The following is a 22,099-nucleotide window of genomic DNA, read 5'->3' as shown; positions in this document are numbered from 1 at the left end:
GTGTTGCGCTAGTATTTTCGGAAACGAACATTAATGTTCATATTCGATTCGAATAGCTTCAGGAGGCCTTGCCCGTGTCCCAACCCGTCTCGTCCCAGCCCCCACACGCCGACTGCTATGACCTCGCCGTTATCGGCGGTGGCATCAATGGCGTGGGCATCGCTGCCGACGCCGCCGGGCGGGGGCTGAAGGTGTTCCTTTGCGAAAAGGATGACCTGGCCCAGCACACCTCTTCGGCCAGCAGCAAACTGATCCACGGTGGGCTGCGCTACCTGGAGCACTACGAGTTCCGCCTGGTGCGTGAAGCCCTGGCCGAGCGTGAAGTCCTGCTGGCCAAGGCCCCTCACATCGTCAAGCCCATGCGTTTTGTCCTGCCGCACCGCCCACACCTGCGTCCGGCCTGGATGATCCGTGCCGGGCTGTTCCTGTACGACCACCTGGGCAAACGCAAGCGCCTGGGCGCCTCGCGCAGCCTGCGCTTCGGCCCTGGCTACCCGCTCAAACCGACCATCACCCGCGGATTCGAATACGCCGACTGCGCGGTGGACGACGCTCGCCTGGTGGTGCTCAACGCCATGGCCGCCCGTGAAAAAGGCGCACACATTCGCACCCGCACCCGCTGCTTGCGCGCCGAGCGCGTGGAAGGCGTATGGGAAGTGGAACTGCAGCACGCCGACGGCAGCCAACAGACCATCCGTGCTCGCGCGCTGGTCAACGCCGCTGGCCCCTGGGTCGCCAGCTTCATCAAGGACGACCTCAAGCTCAGCGCGCCGTACGGAATTCGCCTGATCCAGGGCAGCCACATCATCGTGCCGCGCCTGTACGAAGGCGAACATGCCTACATACTGCAGAACGAAGACCAGCGCATCGTGTTCTGCATTCCCTACCTGGATCGCTTCACCCTGATCGGCACCACCGACCGCGAATACAGTGGTGACCCTGCCCAAGTGGCCATCACCGAACAGGAAACCGATTACCTGCTGAAGGTGGTGAACGAGCATTTCAACCACCAGCTGGCCCGGGCCGACATCCTGCACACCTACTCCGGCGTACGCCCGCTGTGCAATGACGAGTCGGACAACCCTTCGGCGGTTACCCGTGACTACACCCTGGCGCTGTCCGCCGAACAAGGCCAGGCGCCTTTGCTCTCGGTGTTCGGCGGCAAGCTGACCACCTATCGCAAGCTGGCCGAGTCAGCCATGGCGGAACTCAAGCCGTTCTTCACCCAGATGCGCGGCAGCTGGACGGCCGAGGCAACACTGCCGGGTGGCGAGAACATGACCACTGCCCAAGCACTGGTGGATGCCATTCTGGCCCAGTACGGCTGGCTACCCGTCGATATCGCCAAGCGCTGGGCCGTAACCTATGGCAGCCGCGTGTGGGGTCTGCTGGAAGGTGTCAGCGGGCCGGACGATCTTGGCCAGGCTATCGGTGGCGGGTTGTTCAGCCGTGAGGTCGACTACCTGCGTAGCCAAGAGTGGGCTATCAGCGCCGACGACATTCTGTGGCGGCGAACCAAACTGGGCCTGTTTACCTCGGCGAGCGAACAGCAAGTGCTGAAGGACTACCTCAAGCAAACAGTCTGCAACTCATCGACTGGCGTACAGGCTGCCTGAACCGACTCGACGCGGTGCATCCAGGCAATGCACCGCGTCACGCCGCACAGCAATTCACAGTGGCCAGCGCATGAAGGCCTCCTGAGTCAGTTGCTCGATCAAGACACGCTCCTTGCTCTCCAGGTCCCTGGTCAGCACCCTGCACTGCTCCAGATACGTGTTTTCACTGATGACTCCCTCGCTTACCAGCGATTCGGCAAGCTCCAGGGCTTGACGCTGCGCATCCACAAGCGCCCTGAAACGCAGGAAGTACGTGTTGCGCAAGTAGTCCTGCCAATACGTCTGCTCGGCAAGCGACTGCATAAGCCGAGCATTGTTGTCCGCGCTTTCCACAGACAGAACTTCAACCCTGGCGGCATTGATATCTTCCACCGTCACCAACGATTCCGGCAGGTAGTGCATCCGAAGTGGTTGGGCCGGCAACTGCAAAGGCCCGGCAAGCCCCACCCGGTAGGCAAGGTAGGTTTCGATATCGTCAATACGCTCCAGGCGCTCCGGATCGTTGGCGAATGCGTTTCTGAGGCGTTTGAGTTTTTCCGCTGCAATTCTGTCGATCTCCTGCAAGCGAAACAGCGAGCGCCCCAGTCTCATCAACGCCCTCTCGCTCTGCATCTGCGACAAACCCGCCGTCTCACGGTGCACCAGTGCACGCACTTCCATCTGACTGAACAGCCAAAGCACACGGTCTTCGCAGGTCGCCATTCCGCCCGCCTGCACGAACAACAGCTCACGCAACTCGGTGTTCTGCTCGCAAGCCTCGATGATGGCCCATACCCGTGCCCGGTAATAACTTGGGTGCTTCAAGAAATCCGGCGACCTGCCAAAGTCATGCAGGAAGTGGAAAAAGTCATTTGAACCCGGCTCATTGCGCAGGTTGAGCCATGTCTGCTCGCGCGCGATGCGCTGCGCATCGGACGCTCCCGTCAGCCACTGAGCCAACTCGGCCTGGCGTTGCAGATGCTCTCGGTAATTCAAGCTTCCTTGGTCACTGGCATGTATCGCGCTCGAAGGGCCGGGCTGCGCTTGCACATAACGTTCACTGGCTTCGTCCAGAGGATTGCCACGCAAGGCCATCTGTTGCAGTCGATCCCGTAGCCCTTGAAGGTCTTGGTTGACCTGCTGGATCTGGTTTTCCCTCAGGTCGACAATGCCGCGCCACGGCAGTTGCCGGATGCCCTCAGGCAGCTGCGCAAGTTGCGCCCCACGCATGCCCACGCTGCGCAGGTTCAACAACCCCCTTACCTCGGGTGCGATGCCCAGTGGGTTGAAGTTGATCTGCAGACTTTCAAGGTTGTGCAGCGCCCTCAACCGCTCGTTATCCGGCAGCGTGAAGATGATCTCGTTATTGTCCAGGCTCAGCACCCGAAGCTCAGGCAAGTACTCCAGGCCCGATGGAATCGAGAGCAATCGATTGTCACGCAGGTCCAGTTCCCTGAGGTTTGGAAAACGCCTGAGGAAGTCAGCGTCAATTTCCACCAGGTCCATATCGCGCAGCGTCAACCGCGTGACATGCTCGAACATGATGTTCTCCGGCAATCTCGGCAGTTGGCCCACTCGCTCTGCGCGGATGTCCAAGGCATAGGTGCCGTCGCCCAGCACCCCTGACTTGCGGCGCCAACAACGGCGGATCGACTTGATCACCCTGCTACGCCGCAGCAGGTCGAGAAGATTCACGTACTCGGCCCGCCAACTCGCCAAGCCCTGACGCAGTCTCATCCACTGCCCGTGCAGCCTCTCATAGCGCGACCATGGGTCCGCCCCGCTAGAGATGATATCGAGCATGTAGCGCTGTAACTGGTCATCATCGAGTGTCGGAAAAATCTGCCGAATCCCGCGCCTGCTGGCTTGCGCACGGCTCCCTCCTCGGCCGCTGAGCGGGTAGCCGAGCCGACCGTCGGCAAAGCGCACAGGGGGACGTACACCGCCGGAGATCGGTGCTTGTCCAATGTGCCTGGAGGCGGTATCGCGATGGCTTCGGGCATGAGTCGCCAGCACGTTGATCAGTTCCTGCTCACTGAGCATGGCACTGCCCAGCAGCACTTTCTGATTCTCGCTCATGGCAAACAGAATGGCGTTCATGAGGCTGTCGGTGGTGGTGATGTCCGAGTGGCCGCCAACGGCTTTATCATGAACACTGTAACCGCCATCCTTTCGCACGATGCAGACGACCTGCTCGGCAACCTCTGCCCCCGCTTGCCCTACCACCTCGCCCTCCGGGGAACCTGCTCGGAGCTCGACACGAAGCGAAGTTGGCCAGGCGGCAAGTTCCTGTACCAGCCCAAGCGCGAGTCTTTCCGTGTCGGCATTGACGGCCGCTCTTTGCCGCAACCCCGCGCAGGCACGATCCAGGCGACTGTCTCGCAAGAACCAGCGCGCTCGTTCCGCCAGGCCCAGCGACACTCGCCCCGTCGCATTCAGTTGCTCAAGGGCCGCACTGTCGACCTGCCGGCGTATTTCCTTGGCGCCGCGCACGGTCAGCCCAGGGAAATGCCGGCGCAACAACAAGTCCTCGACCTCTTCGGCATCCTGGGCGGCGGCAACCAGCAGTTCGAATGCATCGGGTTCCATGGTCGGGTGCGAAGTGTGCAAGCGATAACGGTCCAGCGCATCCTGAAGTCGCGCAGGTGCCCGCGCGTTCTCCACCTGCAGACGCCGCAAGCGGGCCTCGTCAAAGCCTGTGCTATCGAGCAGGGCCGTCGCTTGATCTTGTGTGATATCGGCAAAGCTCGCGGCCAGTCGACGCAACAGGGGTAGCTCACCCACCAGCTCCTGCGGCCGCTCGAGCGTATGGCGCCAACTGCCACTACCGTTGCGTTCGAGCAAGGGCCGATAGGCATCCTCGCGCTTGGGATGACGAATCGACAAGTCCTTGCCGTCCCTTGAACTGGCCAGCAGGAAATTCCCTTCGTGCAAATGCAGATGACCACCCTCCGGACCGACATGAATCTGCCCAACAGGCTGCTCGCCAGCTTTCGCGATGCTATAAGGCTTCATGTTGCTGGAGCACAGTTTCAAGCGCTGATTGCCAACCAGCACCGGCGTCAGCTCATCGACGAACGCTACACGTTCGAGCAGGCGGGCACCGACAGCCGCACCGATGCCCGCAGCCGCCCCCACCCCAACGGTTTCCGCCACCGAGAACAAATGCTTCAGAGCCCCCTGGCGGTCACCTATCCGCCAATCCTGATAGCCCTCGTAGACCTCATCGGCAATCTGCAGCGCGGCCACTCCCACCATGACCTCTCCCAGGACCGGTATGAACAAGCCGGCCAGGCCAAGCAAGGTCAAGCCGGCATCTTCATAACTTTTCAAGCGCGCCTTGCGGTCTTCGGCATCTTCAACCCCGGTCGGAACCGCCATTACCTTCGCATCATTGAGCATCTTGTCGATGCGTTGGGCTCGCAAGTAGGCGAACAGTGCTTGCTCGACCGGCAGGTTTCGGCAATCGAGTTCGAGTGATGTCCCGGCCTTTGCGCTGACCTTGCGCTCCTTGAGCAATGCACTGAATGCAATACGGTCCGCTTCGGCAATGAATCGAGCGAAGAAGGCGGCATAGGTCTGCTCACGCAAACGCTGCCCCAGCACGTTGTAGAAACCTTCCCAGGATTGATGACACTGAACGGGCTGCACGGGGTCACCCGGGATCCACACCAGCACACTGTGCAGCGTGTTATCGCGGTTCCTGACCTCGACGGTCACCACCCCGTGTACACATTTGCCCAGCACATAGAGTTGTCGGTTCTTGAGTGTGGTGGTCGGCAGGGGCTCGATCCTGTTTGCGCTTTCCGGCTCCGTTTTCGCGCAAACCTGCAGCATCTGTGAGCAACAGTTTTCATCGATCAGCGCCTTCAGCCCGGCAACACGCACGGCCGCTTCCATGGCAGATCGCAATGCCTCTTCAAGCATCTGATCGACCTTGTGCCTGGCCTGCGCATCGACTGGCAGCAACTTCTCTCGCAGCACATTCTGGTAGAGCCCACCCAGGTCGAGTTCGCGGCAAAGCTTGGCGAACTGAACGAAGGAAATCGGCAACACCGCGCCCGAGGAGGTCTCCAACCTTTGCCGGATGAGTGGCCGGGACTGCAACTCGTCCAGAGCAAAATTGTGTAAGGCCGCAGACAATATGGGCACTGAAGAAGTACGTACGACCCGCACGACCGGAGGCAGTGGGAAAATACTGGCGTATTCCTTTCGCACCACCGTACACAGCGAGCCAGCACTTACATCCACTTTGACGTTGTGCGATTCACGCAGTTTTTTCTCAAGCCGAGCAATGGAGAACTCAAGCAAACCGGGAATACTGGCCAGCAGTTCATTTACCCCCTCGGCGCTTTCTTGTTCCGCACTCAGCGCAAGATGCAGGCTCCTGAGCGACTCGACCGATGTATTGATCATCCAGTCAGGTAGATATCTGGCGATTGCCGCATCGATGGAGTCAGCCGGGATAGCCGCGGGGGTAGGCGCAAGGCCGGGGGTTTCAATGGTGCCACTCATGGGTTGTGCCTCCTGTAGATGAAGACACAAAGCCACAGCGCGCCTCGACGAAAGTGGTAATTAATTCTGACGGTTATTCCGCACCTGACCGTTCGGATACCCGAACGGCAAAAAACAATTCATTCGGAATATCGGACGAAAAACAGCAGCGCCTGGCTGTAGGAAAACTTTAATCCCCAGTGTTTTCGCGGCGTTATGATCAATATCAGGGCTTGGCACGAGTCATGCTCTACACTTGGTAGCCGAATGCACACCGCTTCTTGCTGTATTCGTTGAACGAAAGAGTCCGCCAACGGCTCCATAAAAAAAACAAACACGTCGAGGAAAATTTGATGCGTATCGTTCGTCAATTGCTGGGCGCCGCCATCGCGGCTGCAGTCATCGCTTCGCCAGTCATGGCCGAGGAGCTGACCGGCACCCTGAAGAAGATCAAGGATTCGGGCACCATCACCCTGGGCCACCGCGACTCCTCCATTCCGTTTTCCTACCTGGCCGGCAAACCGGAGCCTGTGGGCTACTCCCACGACATCCAGCTGGCCGTCGTCGAAGCCCTGAAAAAGCAACTGGGCACGGACATCAAGGTCCGCTACAACCTGGTCACCTCGCAAACCCGTATCCCACTGGTGCAGAACGGCACCGTGGACCTCGAGTGCGGCTCCACCACCAACAACGTCGAGCGCCAACAGCAGGTCGGCTTCTCGGTGGGCATCTTCGAAGTCGGTACCCGTCTGCTGACCAAGGTCAAGGACGGTCAACCGGCATACAAGGACTTCCCTGACCTGGCCGGCAAGAACGTCGTGACCACCGCCGGCACCACCTCCGAGCGCATCCTCAAGGCGATGAACGCCGACAAGCAGATGAAGATGAACGTGATTTCCGCCAAGGACCACGGTGAAGCCTTCAACATGCTCGAAAGCGGCCGCGCCGTGGCCTTCATGATGGACGACGCCCTGCTGGCCGGTGAAATGGCCAAGGCACGCAAGCCGTCGGACTGGGTCATCACCGGCACCCCGCAGTCGTACGAAATCTACGGCTGCATGGTGCGCAAGGATGACGCCGCGTTCAAGAAAGCGGTCGACGACGCCATCGTGGGTTACTTCAAGTCGGGCGAGGTCAACAAGAGCTACGACAAGTGGTTCCAGCAGCCGATCCCACCGAAGGGCTTGAACCTGCAGTTCCCGATGAGCGACGAGTTGAAGAAACTGATCGCCGAGCCGACCGACAAGGCCGCGGACGAGAAGAAGTCCTGATCCCCGGTTAGTGGCCCGCCGCACATTTGCCGTGCGGGCCACCGTTAAGTGTCTACCCTTTCATCCGAGGGCGTTAAACGCCCTTGGATGCTCGAAGGTGCCCGTGAAACAACCGTCTGAGGGGAAATCCCGATGAATTACAACTGGGACTGGGGCGTGTTCTTCAAGTCCACCGGCGTGGGCAGCGAAACCTATCTGGACTGGTATATCACCGGCCTGGGCTGGACCATCGCCATCGCCATCTCCGCCTGGATCATCGCGCTGCTGCTGGGCTCGGTGCTTGGCGTCATGCGTACCGTGCCGAACCGCCTGGTGTCGGGCATTGCCACCGCCTATGTGGAGCTGTTCCGCAACGTGCCGCTGCTGGTACAGCTGTTCATCTGGTACTTCCTGGTGCCGGACCTGCTGCCCGAGGGCCTGCAGGAATGGTTCAAGCAGGACCTCAACCCGACCACCTCGGCGCTGATCAGCGTGGTCATCTGCCTGGGCCTGTTCACCGCCGCGCGGGTCTGCGAACAGGTGCGCACCGGTATTCAGGCGCTGCCCCGCGGCCAGGAAGCCGCCGCCCGCGCCATGGGCTTCAGCCTGCCGCAGATCTACAACAACGTGCTGCTGCCGCAAGCCTACCGGATCATCATTCCGCCGCTCACCTCCGAGTTCCTCAACGTGTTCAAGAACTCTTCGGTGGCGTCGTTGATCGGCCTGATGGAGCTGCTGGCGCAGACCAAGCAGACCGCTGAATTCTCCGCCAACCTGTTCGAAGCGTTCACCCTGGCAACCCTGATCTACTTCACCTTGAACATGGGCCTGATGCTGTTCATGCGCCTGGTCGAGAAGAAAGTCTCGGTGCCTGGCCTGATTTCCGTGGGAGGCAAGTAAATGGACATGGATTTCAGCGAAATCATCCCCGCCCTGCCCGCCCTCTGGGACGGCATGGTCATGACCCTGCAGCTGATGGTCATGGGCGTGGTCGGCGGCATCGTGCTGGGTACCCTCCTGGCATTGATGCGCCTGTCGTCGAGCAAGCTGCTGGCGAACCTGGCCGGCGCCTACGTCAACTACTTCCGTTCCATCCCGTTGCTGCTGGTGATCACCTGGTTCTACCTGGCGGTGCCGTTCGTGCTGCGCTGGATCACCGGCGAGGACACCCCGGTGGGTGCCTTCACCTCCTGCGTGGTGGCGTTCATGATGTTCGAGGCCGCGTACTTCTGCGAAATCGTCCGCGCTGGCGTGCAGTCGATCTCCAAGGGCCAGATGGGCGCGTCGTATGCGCTGGGCATGACCTATGGCCAGACCATGCGCCTGATCATCCTGCCCCAGGCTTTCCGCAAGATGACCCCGCTGCTGCTGCAACAGAGCATCATCCTGTTCCAGGACACCTCGCTGGTGTACACCGTGGGCCTGGTGGACTTCCTCAACTCGGCACGCTCCAACGGCGACATCATCGGACGCTCCCATGAGTTCCTGATCTTCGCCGGTGTCGTGTACTTCCTCATCAGCTTCTCCGCTTCGTGGCTGGTCAAGCGCCTGCAAAAAAGGATCACCGTATGATTTCCATCAAGAACGTCAACAAGTGGTACGGGGACTTCCAGGTGCTGACCGACTGCAGCACCGAGGTCAAGAAAGGTGAAGTGGTGGTGGTCTGCGGCCCTTCGGGCTCGGGCAAATCCACCCTGATCAAGTGCGTCAACGCGCTGGAGCCGTTCCAGAAAGGCGACATCGTGGTCGACGGCACCTCCATCGCCGACCCGAAAACCAACCTGCCAAAACTGCGCTCGCGGGTGGGCATGGTGTTCCAGCACTTCGAGCTGTTCCCGCACCTGACCATCACCGAAAACCTGACCATTGCCCAGCGCAAGGTCCTGGGCCGCAGTGAAGCCGAAGCCACCAAGAAGGGCCTGGCCCTGCTCGACCGCGTCGGCCTCGGCGCCCACGCCAAGAAACACCCGGGCCAGCTGTCCGGCGGCCAGCAACAGCGCGTGGCGATTGCCCGCGCGCTGTCGATGGACCCGATCGTCATGCTGTTCGACGAACCGACCTCGGCGCTGGACCCCGAGATGGTCAACGAAGTGCTGGACGTGATGGTCGAACTTGCCCACGAAGGCATGACCATGATGTGCGTAACCCACGAAATGGGCTTCGCTCGCAAAGTGGCCAACCGCGTGATCTTCATGGACAAGGGCAGCATCATCGAGGACTGCCAGAAGGAAGATTTCTTCGGCGACCCGACTGCCCGCCACGAACGGACTCAGCACTTCCTCAGCAAGATCCTGCAACACTGATCCTGCGACCATAAGCCGGCTGGCACCGCTGCCCGACATCCTCCGGGCAGCGGATGCTGGTCGTGACAAGGCCACTGTGATGAAATGCGATCCTTCGCTTCTTCTCCCTGCCAAGCCTGCCGTGAAATCCCGCCTGATCCGCCAACTGCTGCTGCCGCCCCTGGTCATCCTGCTGATGATCGGCCTGGGTCTGGCTGGCTACCTGATCAGCGAGAGCAATGGCATCCGCACCCTCAGCGAAAATGGCGAGCGCCAGCTGGAGCTGCATGCACGTACGGTAGAGAGCGAAATCAGCAAGTACACCTACCTGCCGAGCTTGCTCGAGCTGGAAGACAGCGTCTCGAAGCTGCTCACCAGCACCGATGGCGAGTACCGCCAGACGGTGAACGAATACCTCGAAGGCCTCAACCGACGCAGCCGCAGCCGGGCGATCTTCGTACTCGACACCAACGGCCGGGTGCAGGCCACCAGCAACTGGCGCGATGCCGATTCATTCCTCGGTGAAGACCTGTCGTTCCGGGCCTATTTCCAGGATGCCGTGCGCGGTGAGCCTGGCCGCTTCTATGGCATCGGCAGCACTACCGGCGAGGCCGGCTACTACCTGGCCCATGGCCTGGAGGAACACGGCAAGATCATTGGCGTGGCGGTCATCAAGGTACGCCTGGACACCCTTGAAGAGCGCTGGCAACGCGCTCGCCTGGAAGCCTTCGTCAGCGATGAGAACGGTATCATCATCCTGTCCAGCGACCCGGCCCGACGCCTGAAGTCGGTGCGCCCACTGACGCCACAGATCAAGGAGCGCCTTGCGCGCAGCCTGCAATATTACTGGTGGCCGCTGAATGAGCTGCAACCCCTGGCCCGTGAAACCCTGGCCGATGGTGTGGAGAAACTGACCTTTCCGGCCAACAGCGAAACCGCCCATGGCAAAGCCCATGAGGTGGCCTATCTGGCCCAGACCCGCAGACTGGTCGACACGCCCTGGCACTTCACCCTGCTCACCCCTCTTCAGGACCTGCGCCGTGAATCGATGGTGCAAGGCATCCTGGTAGGCGTGGCGTTCGCTCTGCTAGCGATCCTTGGCATCGCCTGGAACGAAAGACGCAAGGTGATCGCCACCCGACTGGCCGCCCGCGAAGCACTGGAAGAAGCCAACAGCCAGCTGGAGCGGCGCATCGCCGACCGCACCGCCGACCTACGCGCCAGCAACGAGCGGCTCAAAGGGCAGATCCGCGAACGCCGTCACGCCGAACAGACCCTGCGCCATGCTCAGGACGAACTGGTGCAAGCGGGCAAGCTGGCGGCCATCGGGCAGATGTCCACCAGCATCGCCCACGAATTGAACCAGCCGCTTGCGGCACTGCGTACGCTGTCTGGCAACACCGTGCGCTTCCTGGAGCGTGGCGCCCTGGAAACCGCCAGCACCAACCTGCGTACCATGAACGACCTGATCGACCGCATGGGGCGCATCACCGCCAGCCTGCGCTCCTTCGCCCGACGTGGCGATGACCGCGGCCAAGCCTCGCTGGCCAAGGCAGTGGATGCCACGCTGCAAGTGCTGGGCAACCGCATCGCCGGCTGCCAACTGCAACTGCACAGCCAGTTCGATGACCAACAACTGGCCATCGACCAAACCCGACTCGAACAGATACTGGTCAACCTGATCGGCAACGCGATCGACGCCATGGCCAGCCAACCGCTTCCGGAACTCTGGCTGGAGGGCGAGTTGCAGGACGACAAGTACCGGCTGCGTGTACGCGACAATGGCCATGGCATCGACCCAGAGGCACGCAAGCACCTGTTCGAACCCTTCTTCACCACCAAACCGGGCGAACATGGCCTGGGCCTGGGCCTGACCCTGTCGGCGAGCCTTGCCGCCGCCGCCAAGGGCACCCTGAGCGTCGAGCACCCCGCAGGTGGCGGGACTGCCTTCGTGCTTGCCCTGCCCTTGGCCACGCCCCCTAGCGAATCGGCAGAGCACCCATGAACCAAGCGCCTCTTACCGTCCTGATCGTCGAAGACGACCCGCATGTGCTGCTCGGCTGCCAACAGGCGTTGGCCCTGGAGGACATCGCCTGCGAAGGTGTCGGCAGTGCCGAACAGGCACTGGAACGCATTGGCGATGACTTCGCCGGCATCGTCGTCAGTGATATCCGCCTGCCAGGCATCGACGGCCTGGAACTGCTGAACCGGCTCAAGGCCCGTGACCGCAGCCTGCCAGTGGTACTGATCACCGGCCACGGCGACATCGACATGGCGGTCGGCGCAATGCGCAACGGCGCCTACGACTTCATGGAAAAACCGTTCTCCCCAGAGCGGCTGGTCGATGTGGTACGCCGCGCCCTCGAGCAACGCGGCCTGTCACGCGAAGTGGTTGCCCTGCGCCGCCAACTGGCCAGCCAAAGCAGCCTGGAAGGTCGCATCATCGGCCGCTCCCCGGCCATGGAGCACCTGCGCGAGCTGATCGCCAACGTCGCCGACACCTCGGCCAACGTGCTGATCGAGGGCGAAACCGGTACCGGCAAAGAGCTAGTCGCCCGTTGCCTGCATGACTTCAGCCGCCGCCAGGGCCAACCTTTTGTCGCCCTGAACTGCGGCGGTTTGCCAGAAAACCTGTTCGAAAGCGAGATTTTCGGCCACGAAGCCAACGCCTTCACCGGTGCCGGAAAACGCCGTATCGGCAAGATCGAACATGCCAACGGCGGTACGCTGTTCCTCGATGAAGTCGAGAGCATGCCGATCAACCTGCAGATCAAACTGCTGCGCGTGCTGCAGGAACGCACCCTGGAACGCCTGGGTTCGAACCAGAGCATCCCGGTGGACTGCCGGGTGATCGCCGCGACCAAGTCCGACCTTGATGCGCTCGGCCAGAGCGGCCAGTTCCGCAGCGACCTGTATTACCGCCTGAACGTGGTCACCCTGGAGCTGCCACCGCTGCGTGAGCGTCGCGAAGACATCCTGCAGTTGTTCGAGCACTTCCTGCAGCAGTCCGCGCTGCGCTTTGACCGTGACATCCCGACACTGGACAGCCAGACCCTGTCTCGCCTGATGGCCCATGACTGGCCAGGCAACGTACGTGAACTGCGCAACGTCGCCGAACGCTACGCCTTGGGCCTGCCGGCCTTCAAGAAAAGCAGCAGCGGTGGCGCGGCTCAAGGCCTGGGCTTTTCCGAGGCCGTCGAGGCGTTCGAGCGCAACCTGCTCAGCGACGCCCTGCAGCGCACCGGCGGCAACCTCAGCCAAGCCAGCCAGGAGCTGGGCATGGCCAAGACGACGCTGTTCGACAAAGTGAAAAAGTACGGCCTCGGCTGACCTCAACCTGATCTGGAAAGACAACGTGGACCTGGTATTCAAAGCCGCCCTGGGCGCTGGTGTAGTCGTATTGCTGGCTATCCTTTCGAAGACCCGCAACTACTACATCGCTGGGCTGGTGCCGCTGTTCCCCACCTTCGCCCTGATCGCTCACTACATCGTCGGCAAGGGGCGTGGCGTCGACGACCTGAAGACCACAATCCTGTTCGGGATGTGGTCGATCATTCCCTACTTCGTGTACTTGGCGACTTTGTATGTGCTGGTGGACCGGATGCGCCTGGAGGTGTCGCTGGCGCTGGCCACGGTGGCCTGGCTGATGGCGGCGACGGTACTGGTGACGGTGTGGGTGCGGATGCACTGATTCGAATCGTGGTGCCTTCATCGCCGGCAAGCCGGCTCCTACAGGTAATGCACCGCCCCCTTGTGGGAGCCGGCTTGCCGGCGATGAAGGCAGCACCTATTCAAAGCCCGGCGATGTGCGTCATATCCTGTCGATGCGCCTGTAAATAGGGCAACACCGCCCCAAGCAATGGCGCCTTGAACTGCTCCTGGAAACGATGAGCCAACCCCGGTATCAACCGCAGCTGGCTTCCCTGGATATGCGCCGCCAGATGCACACCGTGCATCACCGGCAACAACGGGTCGGCGGTGCCATGCACCACCAGGGTCGGGACCCGCAGCTGGTTCAGCAATTCGACCCGGCTTGGCTCAGCGAGAATCGCCATGATCTGACGCTTTGCCCCTTCAGGATTGAACGCCCGGTCATAGGCCGCCGCTGCCTGCTGCAACAGCACCGCCCGATCATCTTGCACCTCGGGGCTGCCCAACGCAGCCAGCAGGTCAGCCTGCTGCTCGATGGCCACTTCCCGGTTCGGGGCGTTGCGACGGGCCAGGAGCTGAACCAGGGCCGGGTTCGGCGCCGGCAACCCTGCGGCACCGGAGCTGGACATCACCAGCGTCAGGCTGCGCACACGCTCCGGTGCCATGGCTGCCATGTGCTGGGCGATCATGCCGCCCATGCTCACCCCCAGCACATGGAAATCGCGTACCCCCAGCGCATCCATCAGCCGCAAGCCATCGCCCGCCATATCGGTCAGGCTGTAAGGCGCGGCAACCGGCAGGCCAAACTTGTAGCGCAACAACTCGACCGTCAGGTTGGCCGAGGGCGGCAATTGGTTCCAGCGCGACAGGCCAACATCGCGGTTGTCATAGCGAATGACCCGAAAACCTTGGCGGCACAGCGCCTCCACCACGTCGTCGGGCCAATGGATCAACTGCCCACCCAGGCCCATGACGAGCAGCAAAGCCGGATCTCTCGGCGCGCCGACACTCTGGTACACCAGGCTCAACTCGCCCAGTTCGGCCCGTTGCACCGGCACCTGAGCGTCACAGCGCCCAGCGGCAACTCCCGCCGGTACGCCCAACACAAAGAATAAAAAGAACAAGAAAGCCCGCATGAAAGAAACACCAGAATGCAAATCCCCAGTAGAGCGTGAGTCTGATGAAATCTGTTCGGGCGCGCTGCCACAGTTCAGTGACAGTTTGATGAACCCTGCTGAGTGGTCAGTACCAAAGGCCAGTCGACAGGCAGGGGCAACATGAGGGAAACTCAACTCATTCCATTTTCCCTCAAGTTTTTCTCCCGGAGTCAGCCGTGCTGGAGATCCGTCACCTGAAAACCCTTCATGCCCTGCGCGAGGCCGACAGTTTGGTGGAGGCCGCCGAACGCCTGCACCTGACTCAATCGGCGCTGTCGCACCAGTTCAAGGAGCTGGAAGAGCGTCTGGGCCTGCCGTTATTCGTGCGCAAGACCAAACCGATCCGTTTCACCAGCGCAGGCCTGCGCCTGCTGCAATTGGCCGATGCCACCCTGCCGCTGCTGCGTGGCGCCGAACGCGACATCGCCCGCCTGGCCGGAGGTACCGCCGGGCGCCTGCACATGGCCATCGAATGCCACAGCTGCTTCCAGTGGCTGATGCCGACCATCGACCAGTTCCGCGATGCCTGGCCGGAAGTGGAACTGGACCTGGCCTCGGGCTTTGCCTTCGCACCGTTGCCAGCGCTGGCCCGTGGCGACCTCGACCTGGTGGTGACGTCCGACCCGGTGGACCTGGCTGGCATCACCTACGTGCCGCTGTTCACCTACGAGGCCATGCTTGCCGTGGCCAACCAGCACCCGCTGGCCAGCAAGCCCTACATCGTGCCACAGGACCTGATCGAGCAAACGCTGATCACCTACCCGGTCGAACGCGACCGCCTGGACATCTTCACCCGCTTCCTGGAGCCTGCCGACATCGAACCGGCTGCCGTTCGCACCTCAGAGCTGACGGTCATGATGATGCAGCTGGTGGCCAGCGGCCGTGGTGTCTGCGGCATGCCGCACTGGGCGCTGCACGAATACAGCTCGCGGGGCTATGTGAAAGGCAAGCGCCTGGGCGAAAAGGGCCTGTTCGCCACGCTTTACGCGGCGGTCCGCACCGACATGCTCGATGCTCCGTACATGCGCGACTTCCTGCTGACCGCCAAGGACACTTCGTTCGCCACCCTCGATGGGGTCAGCGCGGTGCGTTGAGGCTCTCGCGCCACAGCGGCAGGATCAGGTCGCGGGTCAGTGGCGCCAGGTTCAACGCCGTGGCCTCCTCTGCCGCCAGCCACACCACTTCTTCGATTTCCGCCGCCGGGGCTACAACCTCGGCGCAGTCAACGCGGAACAACTCAGCCTGTACCTCGAACCCCGGCTCGTTGGCCGCCGGAGCGCTGAAGCGCCCCATGTGCAGGATGTCCACAGGATCGACCCGCAGGCCCAGCTCTTCATGAAGCTCGCGCACCAGTGCCTGGGCCGGCGACTCGCCTGCGTCGATCTTGCCACCTGGCTGCATGAAGGCCAGGGTGCCGCGCTTGCGCACCAGCAGGGTACGGCCTTGCGGGTCGATCAGCAGGGCTGCGGCGATGCGGATGGTGTTGGACATTGAAGGGCTCGCTGAGAAAGGTGCAAATGAAGTGCCGTCTGTATCGGCCTCATCGCCGGCAAGCCGGCTCCCACAGGTTGTACGATACCTGTGGGAGCTGGCTTGCCAGCGATAGGGACGGAACAGTCTACAGAAGATCCGCGACGAACGGCCCCTTGCCAAGCCGCTGCCGACCCTCCATAACCAACACATGAACCTGCCAGCCCACCAGCACCCGGTGCTCGAGCTGTTCCATCCCGCCGTCGGTACCTGGTTCCGTCGCCATTTCGCCACGGTCACCGACGCCCAGGCCCAGGCCTGGCCGCTGATTCATGCCGGCCAGTCGATGTTGCTCGCCGCACCTACCGGCTCGGGCAAGACCCTGAGCGCCTTTCTGGCCGTGCTCGATGAGCTGTATCGCGAAGGCTTGGCGCACGACGGCGAGCTTCCCGCGCAAACCCAGGTGGTGTACGTCTCGCCACTCAAGGCCCTGTCCAACGATATCCGGCTGAATTTGCAGACACCGCTCGATGGCATCGGCAAGGCCCTTGAAGATCAGGGCCTGAAAGCACCGCGTATCACCACCACCGTCCGCACCGGCGATACTGCGCAGAAAGAACGCACAGCCATGCGCAAGGTGGCACCACACATCCTGGTGACCACCCCCGAATCGCTGTACGTGCTGCTGGGCTCTGCCTCGGGCCGCGAGGGCCTGGCCAGCGTGCACACGGTGATCGTCGACGAAATCCACGCCTTGGCCGGCAACAAGCGCGGCAGCCATCTGGCGTTGACGCTGGAGCGCCTGGAAGCGCTGGCCGGGCGGCCACTGCGGCGGATCGGCCTGTCGGCGACCCAGCGCCCAGTTGAACAGGTGGCGCGGTTTCTTGCCGGGCATGAACGCCCTTGCGCGATTGTCGATGTCGGCCACATCCGCCAGCGTGACCTGGCACTGGAAGTCCCGCCGGTTCCACTGGAGGCGGTGATGGCCACCGATGTCTGGGGCCTGGTCTACGATCGTCTCGCCGCGCTGGCCCGCGAACATCGCACCACGCTGATTTTCGTCAATACCCGACGCCTGGCCGAGCGCCTGACCCGCCACCTGGGCGAGCGCCTGGGCAACCACGCGGTAGCCGCGCATCACGGCAGCCTGGCCAAGGAATATCGCCTGGCCGCCGAGCAACGGCTCAAGGCGGGCGAGCTGCAGGTGCTGGTGGCCACCGCTTCACTGGAACTGGGCATCGACATCGGCGACGTCGACCTGGTGTGCCAGATCGCCTCGCCCGGGTCGATCGCAGCCTTCCTACAACGTGTCGGCCGTTCTGGCCACCAGGTCGACGGCGTGCCCAAGGGGCGGCTGTTTCCCACGTCACGGGACGACCTGATCGAGTGCGTGGCCTTGCTCGACGGCGTGCGTCAGGGCGAGCTGGATGAACTGCATATCCCCAACGCCCCGCTGGATGTGCTGGCCCAACAGATTGTCGCGGAAGTGAGCAACCAGCCCTGGGGGGAATCTGCGCTGCTCGATCTGCTGCGCAAGGCCTCGCCCTATGCCGAACTTGACGAGGGCCATTACCAGGCGCTGTTGCGCATGCTGGCCGAGGGCTTCAACGGCCGTCAGGGCGTACGCAGCGCCTACCTGCATCGCGATGCGGTCAGTGGCACCGTGCGCGGCCGTCGGGGTAGCCAGCTTACTGCGCTGACCAGTGGCGGCACCATCCCCGAGACGGCCGACTATGCCGTGCTGCTCGAGCCCCAGGCGCTGAACATCGGTAGCGTCAACGAAGATTTCGCCATCGAGAGCATTGCCGGTGACATCTTCCAGCTCGGCAATGCGTCTTACCGCATCCTGCGGGTGGAGCCTGGGCGAGTGCGTGTCGAAGACGCACACGGCCTGCCGCCGACCATTCCATTCTGGATTGGCGAGGCGCCTGGGCGCAGCAATGAGTTGTCTGCCGCAGTGGCCCGCCTGCAAGCCCGAATCGATGAACGCCTGAGCATGAGCGACGGTGATTTCGCGCCCGTGCTTGAGTGGCTGCAGGGCACCTTCGAACTGGACGAAAACTGCGCCAGCCAGCTGCTGGACTACCTCGGCCGCACCCGTCAGGTGCTGGGCGCCCTGCCCTCGCAGCAGACCCTGGTGATGGAACGTTTTTTCGACGAGTCCGGCGGTACCCAACTGATCATCCATTCCCCCTACGGCAGCCGCATCAATCGCGCCTGGGGCCTGGCGCTGCGCAAGCGCTTCTGCCGCACCTTCAATTTCGAGTTGCAGGCAGCCGCCAGCGAGGACGCCATCGTGCTGTCGCTGTCCACCAGCCACAGCTTCGAACTGGAGGAAGTGTGGCGCTACCTGTCTAGCCGCAGCGCCGAACAGATTCTGGTCCAGGCCCTGCTCGACGCGCCACTGTTTGGCGTGCGCTGGCGCTGGACAGCTGCGGTGGCCCTGGCCCTGCCGCGCTTTGTCGGGGGGCGCAAGGTGGCCCCGCAGATCCAGCGGATGAAGAGCGAGGACCTGATTGCCTCGGTGTTCCCCGACCAGATCGCATGCCTGGAAAACATCGTCGGCGAACGGCAGATACCCGACCACCCACTGGTAGAGCAAACCCTCGACGATTGCCTGCATGAGGCCATGGACAGCGAAGGTTGGCTGGCTTTGCTGCGGCGCATGGAAAGCGGCTCGGTGAGGCTGCTCAGCCGTGACCTGCCGGCCCCCTCGCCGCTGGCCTCGGCCATCCTCAACGCCCGCCCCTATGCCTTTCTCGATGACGCGCCGCTGGAAGAGCGGCGTACCCAGGCGGTGCTCAACCGGCGTTGGAACGATGTGCACAGCAGCGATGACCTGGGTGCGCTGGACGCCGAAGCGATCAGTGCCGTCGAAGCCGAAGCCTGGCCACAGCCAGTCAGCGCCGACGAGATGCACGAGGCATTGATGGGCATGGGCGCGACCAGCCAGGCCGAGGTCCGGACCAACGCCAGTTGGGAGCTGCTGCTCAGGCAACTGGCCAAGGCAGGGCGGGCGCTCCGCCTGCCGGAGCAACAACTGTGGCTGGCCCGCGAACGCCTGAGCCTGCTGCGGGCGCTGTATGCGCACGCACATCTGGAGCCCGATCTCGCGCCCCTTCCCGGCTTCGACCAGCCCCTCGACCACGATCAAGCCCTGTGCGAGCTGATACGTGCGCGCTTGAGTGTGCATGGCCCGCTGACCTTGGTGCAGGTCGCCACGCCTCTGGGGTTGCCGGCCAGTGACGTGGAACAGGCCTTGGTTCGACTGGAAGGCGAAGGCTACGTACTGCGTGGCCACTTCACACCGGGCCAACCAACGTTGCAGTGGTGCGAACGCCACCTGCTGGCGCGAATCCACCGCTACACGGTCAAGCGCCTGCGCCGGGAAATCGAACCTGTCAGCCTGCAGGACTTCATGCGTTTTCTGTTCGACTGGCAGCATTTGGCCGACGAAGTGCGCCTGCGAGGGCCGGAGTCGGTCAGCGAAGTGTTGCAACAGTTGCAGGGGTTCCCCTGTGCGGCCGGCGCCTGGGAAGCCGAAGTACTGCCAGCGCGGATCAAGGACTTCAGCCCCTACTGGCTGGACGATACCTGTCGCAGCGGGCAATTCGCCTGGAGCCGGCTGGCGACGACCGTGGCGAGCAGCACCCTGTCGAGCACACCACTGGTGCTGCTGCCCCGTGAGCAACTGAACACCTGGCGCAGCCTCGCCCCCACACCCGCTGCCGATACCCTCGGCGCGCGTGCGCAACGCGTGCATGAAGTGCTACAAACCCATGGTGCGCTGTTCTTCGATGAGCTGGCCCATGAAGCGCACCTGCTGCCCAGCGAACTGGAGACAGCGTTGCAGGAGCTGGTGGGTTCGGGCCTGGTGGGCGCCGACAGTTTTACCGGCTTGCGCAGCCTGATCACGCCGGCGGCCAAACGCGCACCGCGCAGCGCTCGACGGGGTCACCCCCCGGTTTCAAGCAGCATGGCCCATGCCGGGCGCTGGGCATTGTTGCGCAGAAGCGCCAGCGCGCCGGATGCCGAGCAGCGACTGGAGCATATCGCCCGCTCCTTGCTGAGGCGCTACGGCGTGGTCTGCTGGCGTCTACTGGAGCGGGAAAGCGATGTGCTGCCGCCGTGGCGTGAGCTGCAGCGCTGCTTCCACCGACTGGAAGCCCGTGGCGAGATTCGCGGTGGGCGCTTCATCGCCGGGCTGGCCGGCGAACAGTTTGCCCTGCCTGAAGCGGTCGGCTTGTTGCGTCAGGTGCGACGCCGCGAGGCGCAGGGCGCACTGGTGATGATCAGCGCCAGCGACCCTCTCAACCTGCTGGGCACACTACTACCAGGGGCGAAAGTACCGGCGGTGAGCGGCAATCGCGTGCTCTATCGCGATGGGGTACCAGTAGCCAACCGGGTTGCCGGGCGCTATCAGTTTCTCGTCGAGGCGACCGAGGCCGAGCAGGCGCAATGGCGGCAGCGGTTGCTGCGCGACTGGCCATACGCCACATAACCGGGCTATGGTCGGGGTTGTAGACCGAGCCATCGAAAGGATCCCGCATGAGCCTGTCACTTCTCAGCCGTTATGCCTTCTTCGCCGCCTGTGTGTTGTTCACCCTGGCGAGCTTGCCCTTCCTGCACCACGAGTGGCTCTGGCCGTTCACCCTTGCCACCGGCGTGCTCAGCCTGATCGGCCTGGTCGACCTACTGCAGCAACGCCACGCAGTGCGCCGCAATTACCCGATTCTCGGCAATATCCGTTACCTGGTCGAAGCCATCCGCCCGGAGATTCGCCAGTACCTGCTGGAAGCCGACAGCGACGCCCTGCCCTTCTCCCGCGCCCAGCGCTCGCTGGTTTATGCCCGGGCCAAGAACGAGGCCTCGGACAAACCCTTCGGCACCTTGATCGACGTGTACGAATCCGGTTTCGAGTTCATCGGTCACTCCATGCGCCCGGCGCCACTGGCAGACCCTGCGGGTTTTCGCATCGCCGTCGGTGGCCCACAGTGCAGCCAGCCTTATTCGGCGTCGATCTTCAATATCTCGGCCATGAGCTTTGGTGCACTCAGCGCGAACGCCATCCGCGCCCTGAACGAAGGGGCCAAGCTGGGCAACTTCGCCCACGACACCGGTGAGGGCAGTATCAGCCCGTATCACCGCGAGCACGGCGGTGACCTGATATGGGAACTGGGCAGCGGCTATTTCGGTTGCCGCACCGCCGATGGCCGCTTCGACCCGGAGCGCTTCGCCGAGCAGGCGCGAAGCCCGCAGGTCCGGATGATCGAGATCAAGATGAGCCAGGGCGCCAAACCTGGCCATGGCGGCATCCTGCCCAAGCACAAGGTTACCCAGGAGATCGCCGAGACCCGTGGCGTGCTGATGGGTGAGGACTGCATCTCACCGTCCCGCCACAGCGCCTTCTCGACCCCAATAGAACTGATGCAGTTCGTCGCCCGCCTGCGCGAGCTGTCCGGCGGCAAACCGGTGGGGTTCAAGTTTTGCCTGGGCCACCCGTGGGAGTTCATGGGCATCGCCAAGGCCATGCTGGAGACCGGCATACTTCCAGACTTCATCGTCGTCGACGGCAAGGAAGGTGGCACCGGCGCCGCCCCTGTAGAGTTCACCGACCACATCGGGGTACCGCTGCGCGAGGGCCTGTTGTTCGTGCACAACACCCTGGTTGGCCTGAACCTGAGGGACAAGATCAAACTGGGCGCCAGCGGCAAGATCGTCAGTGCGTTCGATATCGCCAGCGTGCTGGCCATCGGCGCCGACTGGGCCAACTCGGCACGCGGTTTCATGTTCGCCATCGGCTGTATTCAGTCGCAAAGTTGCCACACCAACAAATGCCCGACCGGGGTGGCGACCCAGGATGCCCTGCGCCAGCGCGCCCTGGTGGTGCCGGACAAGGCCCAGCGGGTGTTGAACTTCCATCACAACACACTGCGCGCCCTGGCCGAGATGCTGGCTGCGGCGGGGCTGGAGCACCCTGCACAACTGGAGGCCAAGCACTTGGTGCGGCGCGTGTCGGCCACCGAGATCAAGCTGTTCTCGCAGATGCATGTGTTCCTCAAGCCGGGGGAGTTGCTTACCGGTGAGGTGAATGGCCAGTTCTATTCGCGGATGTGGCAGATGGCCAGGGCAGACAGCTTCGAGCCGCATGCTCAGGCGGTAGCTTGAGGCCATTGGGGCTGCTAAGCAGCCCATCGCCG

General features: G+C 62.7%; 14 protein-coding genes. 11 read left to right on the top strand and 3 right to left on the bottom strand.

Going from position 1 to position 22,099, the window contains the following annotated elements; translation table 11 throughout:
* The first annotated feature begins 74 nt into the window (after window positions 1-74).
* The gene (glpD, locus tag PspTeo4_RS27225) at window positions 75-1,616 is read left to right on the top strand and encodes a glycerol-3-phosphate dehydrogenase (protein ID WP_322366788.1); all 1,542 of its coding nucleotides are present in this window, start codon (window positions 75-77) and stop codon (window positions 1,614-1,616) included.
* 54 nt (window positions 1,617-1,670) lie between these two features.
* Here the strand turns inward: glpD and PspTeo4_RS27220 are convergent, their stop codons facing one another.
* Complete coding sequence (locus tag PspTeo4_RS27220) at window positions 1,671-6,110, bottom strand: NEL-type E3 ubiquitin ligase domain-containing protein (protein ID WP_322366787.1); 4,440 nt, start codon at window positions 6,108-6,110, stop codon at window positions 1,671-1,673.
* A 332-nt stretch (window positions 6,111-6,442) separates the two neighbouring features.
* Here PspTeo4_RS27220 and PspTeo4_RS27215 point away from each other — a divergent pair, with 332 nt between their 5' ends.
* The 7 genes from PspTeo4_RS27215 (at window position 6,443) to PspTeo4_RS27185 (ending at window position 13,312) form a co-directional block, all read left to right on the top strand.
* On the top strand, window positions 6,443-7,360 hold the full coding sequence (locus PspTeo4_RS27215) for a glutamate/aspartate ABC transporter substrate-binding protein (RefSeq protein ID WP_322366786.1): 918 nt from the start codon (window positions 6,443-6,445) through the stop codon (window positions 7,358-7,360).
* A 132-nt stretch (window positions 7,361-7,492) separates the two neighbouring features.
* Entirely contained in the window at window positions 7,493-8,239 is a 747-nt protein-coding gene (locus tag PspTeo4_RS27210) for an amino acid ABC transporter permease (protein WP_322366785.1), read from the top strand.
* The gene (locus tag PspTeo4_RS27205) at window positions 8,240-8,911 is read left to right on the top strand and encodes an ABC transporter permease subunit (RefSeq protein ID WP_322366784.1); all 672 of its coding nucleotides are present in this window, start codon (window positions 8,240-8,242) and stop codon (window positions 8,909-8,911) included.
* Window positions 8,908-9,642: an amino acid ABC transporter ATP-binding protein gene (locus tag PspTeo4_RS27200; RefSeq protein ID WP_322366783.1), complete on the top strand. Its 735-nt coding sequence runs from the start codon at window positions 8,908-8,910 to the stop codon at window positions 9,640-9,642. The genes PspTeo4_RS27205 and PspTeo4_RS27200 overlap by 4 nt, the downstream gene beginning before the upstream one ends.
* Window positions 9,643-9,721: 79 nt before the next feature.
* Window positions 9,722-11,626, top strand: a complete 1,905-nt coding sequence (locus PspTeo4_RS27195) for a sensor histidine kinase (protein ID WP_322366782.1) — start codon at window positions 9,722-9,724, stop codon at window positions 11,624-11,626.
* Window positions 11,623-12,951, top strand: a complete 1,329-nt coding sequence (locus tag PspTeo4_RS27190) for a sigma-54 dependent transcriptional regulator (RefSeq protein WP_322366781.1) — start codon at window positions 11,623-11,625, stop codon at window positions 12,949-12,951. Before PspTeo4_RS27195 ends, PspTeo4_RS27190 begins: the two co-directional genes overlap by 4 nt.
* A 25-nt stretch (window positions 12,952-12,976) precedes the next feature.
* Window positions 12,977-13,312 (top strand): GlpM family protein, encoded by a 336-nt coding sequence (locus tag PspTeo4_RS27185; RefSeq protein WP_322366780.1) that lies wholly within the window; start codon window positions 12,977-12,979, stop codon window positions 13,310-13,312.
* Window positions 13,313-13,412: 100 nt separating this feature from the next.
* Here PspTeo4_RS27185 and PspTeo4_RS27180 read toward each other — a convergent pair whose 3' ends face one another.
* Window positions 13,413-14,408 carry an alpha/beta hydrolase gene (locus PspTeo4_RS27180; RefSeq protein WP_322366779.1) on the bottom strand — a complete coding sequence of 332 codons (996 nt, stop codon included), beginning with the start codon at window positions 14,406-14,408 and terminating at the stop codon, window positions 13,413-13,415.
* 197 nt (window positions 14,409-14,605) lie between these two features.
* Here PspTeo4_RS27180 and metR point away from each other — a divergent pair, with 197 nt between their 5' ends.
* On the top strand, window positions 14,606-15,523 hold the full coding sequence (metR, locus tag PspTeo4_RS27175) for a transcriptional regulator MetR (protein ID WP_322366778.1): 918 nt from the start codon (window positions 14,606-14,608) through the stop codon (window positions 15,521-15,523).
* Here metR and PspTeo4_RS27170 read toward each other — a convergent pair.
* Window positions 15,507-15,920, bottom strand: coding sequence for an NUDIX domain-containing protein (locus tag PspTeo4_RS27170; RefSeq protein WP_322366777.1), 414 nt, complete (start codon window positions 15,918-15,920; stop codon window positions 15,507-15,509). The genes metR and PspTeo4_RS27170 overlap by 17 nt on opposite strands.
* A gap of 190 nt (window positions 15,921-16,110) precedes the next feature.
* On the opposite strand from PspTeo4_RS27170, the gene PspTeo4_RS27165 reads away from it, so the two are divergent.
* Window positions 16,111-20,400 (top strand): DEAD/DEAH box helicase, encoded by a 4,290-nt coding sequence (locus tag PspTeo4_RS27165; RefSeq protein WP_322366776.1) that lies wholly within the window; start codon window positions 16,111-16,113, stop codon window positions 20,398-20,400.
* 47 nt (window positions 20,401-20,447) lie between these two features.
* Window positions 20,448-22,067 (top strand): FMN-binding glutamate synthase family protein, encoded by a 1,620-nt coding sequence (locus tag PspTeo4_RS27160; RefSeq protein WP_322366775.1) that lies wholly within the window; start codon window positions 20,448-20,450, stop codon window positions 22,065-22,067.
* Window positions 22,068-22,099: the final 32 nt, after the last annotated feature.

Source organism: Pseudomonas sp. Teo4, from assembly GCF_034387475.1.
Classification (GTDB): Bacteria; Pseudomonadota; Gammaproteobacteria; order Pseudomonadales; family Pseudomonadaceae; genus Aquipseudomonas.
This window is presented reverse-complemented; position numbering and strand designations above follow the sequence as displayed.

Coding starts and splice junctions, on each gene's coding strand:
- PspTeo4_RS27215 (WP_322366786.1), top strand. CDS start 6,443: ATGCGTATCGTTCGTCAATTGCTGGGCGCCGCCATCGCGGCTGCAGTC.
- PspTeo4_RS27195 (WP_322366782.1), top strand. CDS start 9,722: ATGAAATGCGATCCTTCGCTTCTTCTCCCTGCCAAGCCTGCCGTGAAA.
- PspTeo4_RS27165 (WP_322366776.1), top strand. CDS start 16,111: ATGAACCTGCCAGCCCACCAGCACCCGGTGCTCGAGCTGTTCCATCCC.
- PspTeo4_RS27190 (WP_322366781.1), top strand. CDS start 11,623: ATGAACCAAGCGCCTCTTACCGTCCTGATCGTCGAAGACGACCCGCAT.
- PspTeo4_RS27220 (WP_322366787.1), bottom strand. CDS start 6,110: ATGAGTGGCACCATTGAAACCCCCGGCCTTGCGCCTACCCCCGCGGCT.
- PspTeo4_RS27180 (WP_322366779.1), bottom strand. CDS start 14,408: ATGCGGGCTTTCTTGTTCTTTTTATTCTTTGTGTTGGGCGTACCGGCG.
- PspTeo4_RS27170 (WP_322366777.1), bottom strand. CDS start 15,920: ATGTCCAACACCATCCGCATCGCCGCAGCCCTGCTGATCGACCCGCAA.
- PspTeo4_RS27200 (WP_322366783.1), top strand. CDS start 8,908: ATGATTTCCATCAAGAACGTCAACAAGTGGTACGGGGACTTCCAGGTG.
- PspTeo4_RS27205 (WP_322366784.1), top strand. CDS start 8,240: ATGGACATGGATTTCAGCGAAATCATCCCCGCCCTGCCCGCCCTCTGG.
- PspTeo4_RS27160 (WP_322366775.1), top strand. CDS start 20,448: ATGAGCCTGTCACTTCTCAGCCGTTATGCCTTCTTCGCCGCCTGTGTG.
- PspTeo4_RS27210 (WP_322366785.1), top strand. CDS start 7,493: ATGAATTACAACTGGGACTGGGGCGTGTTCTTCAAGTCCACCGGCGTG.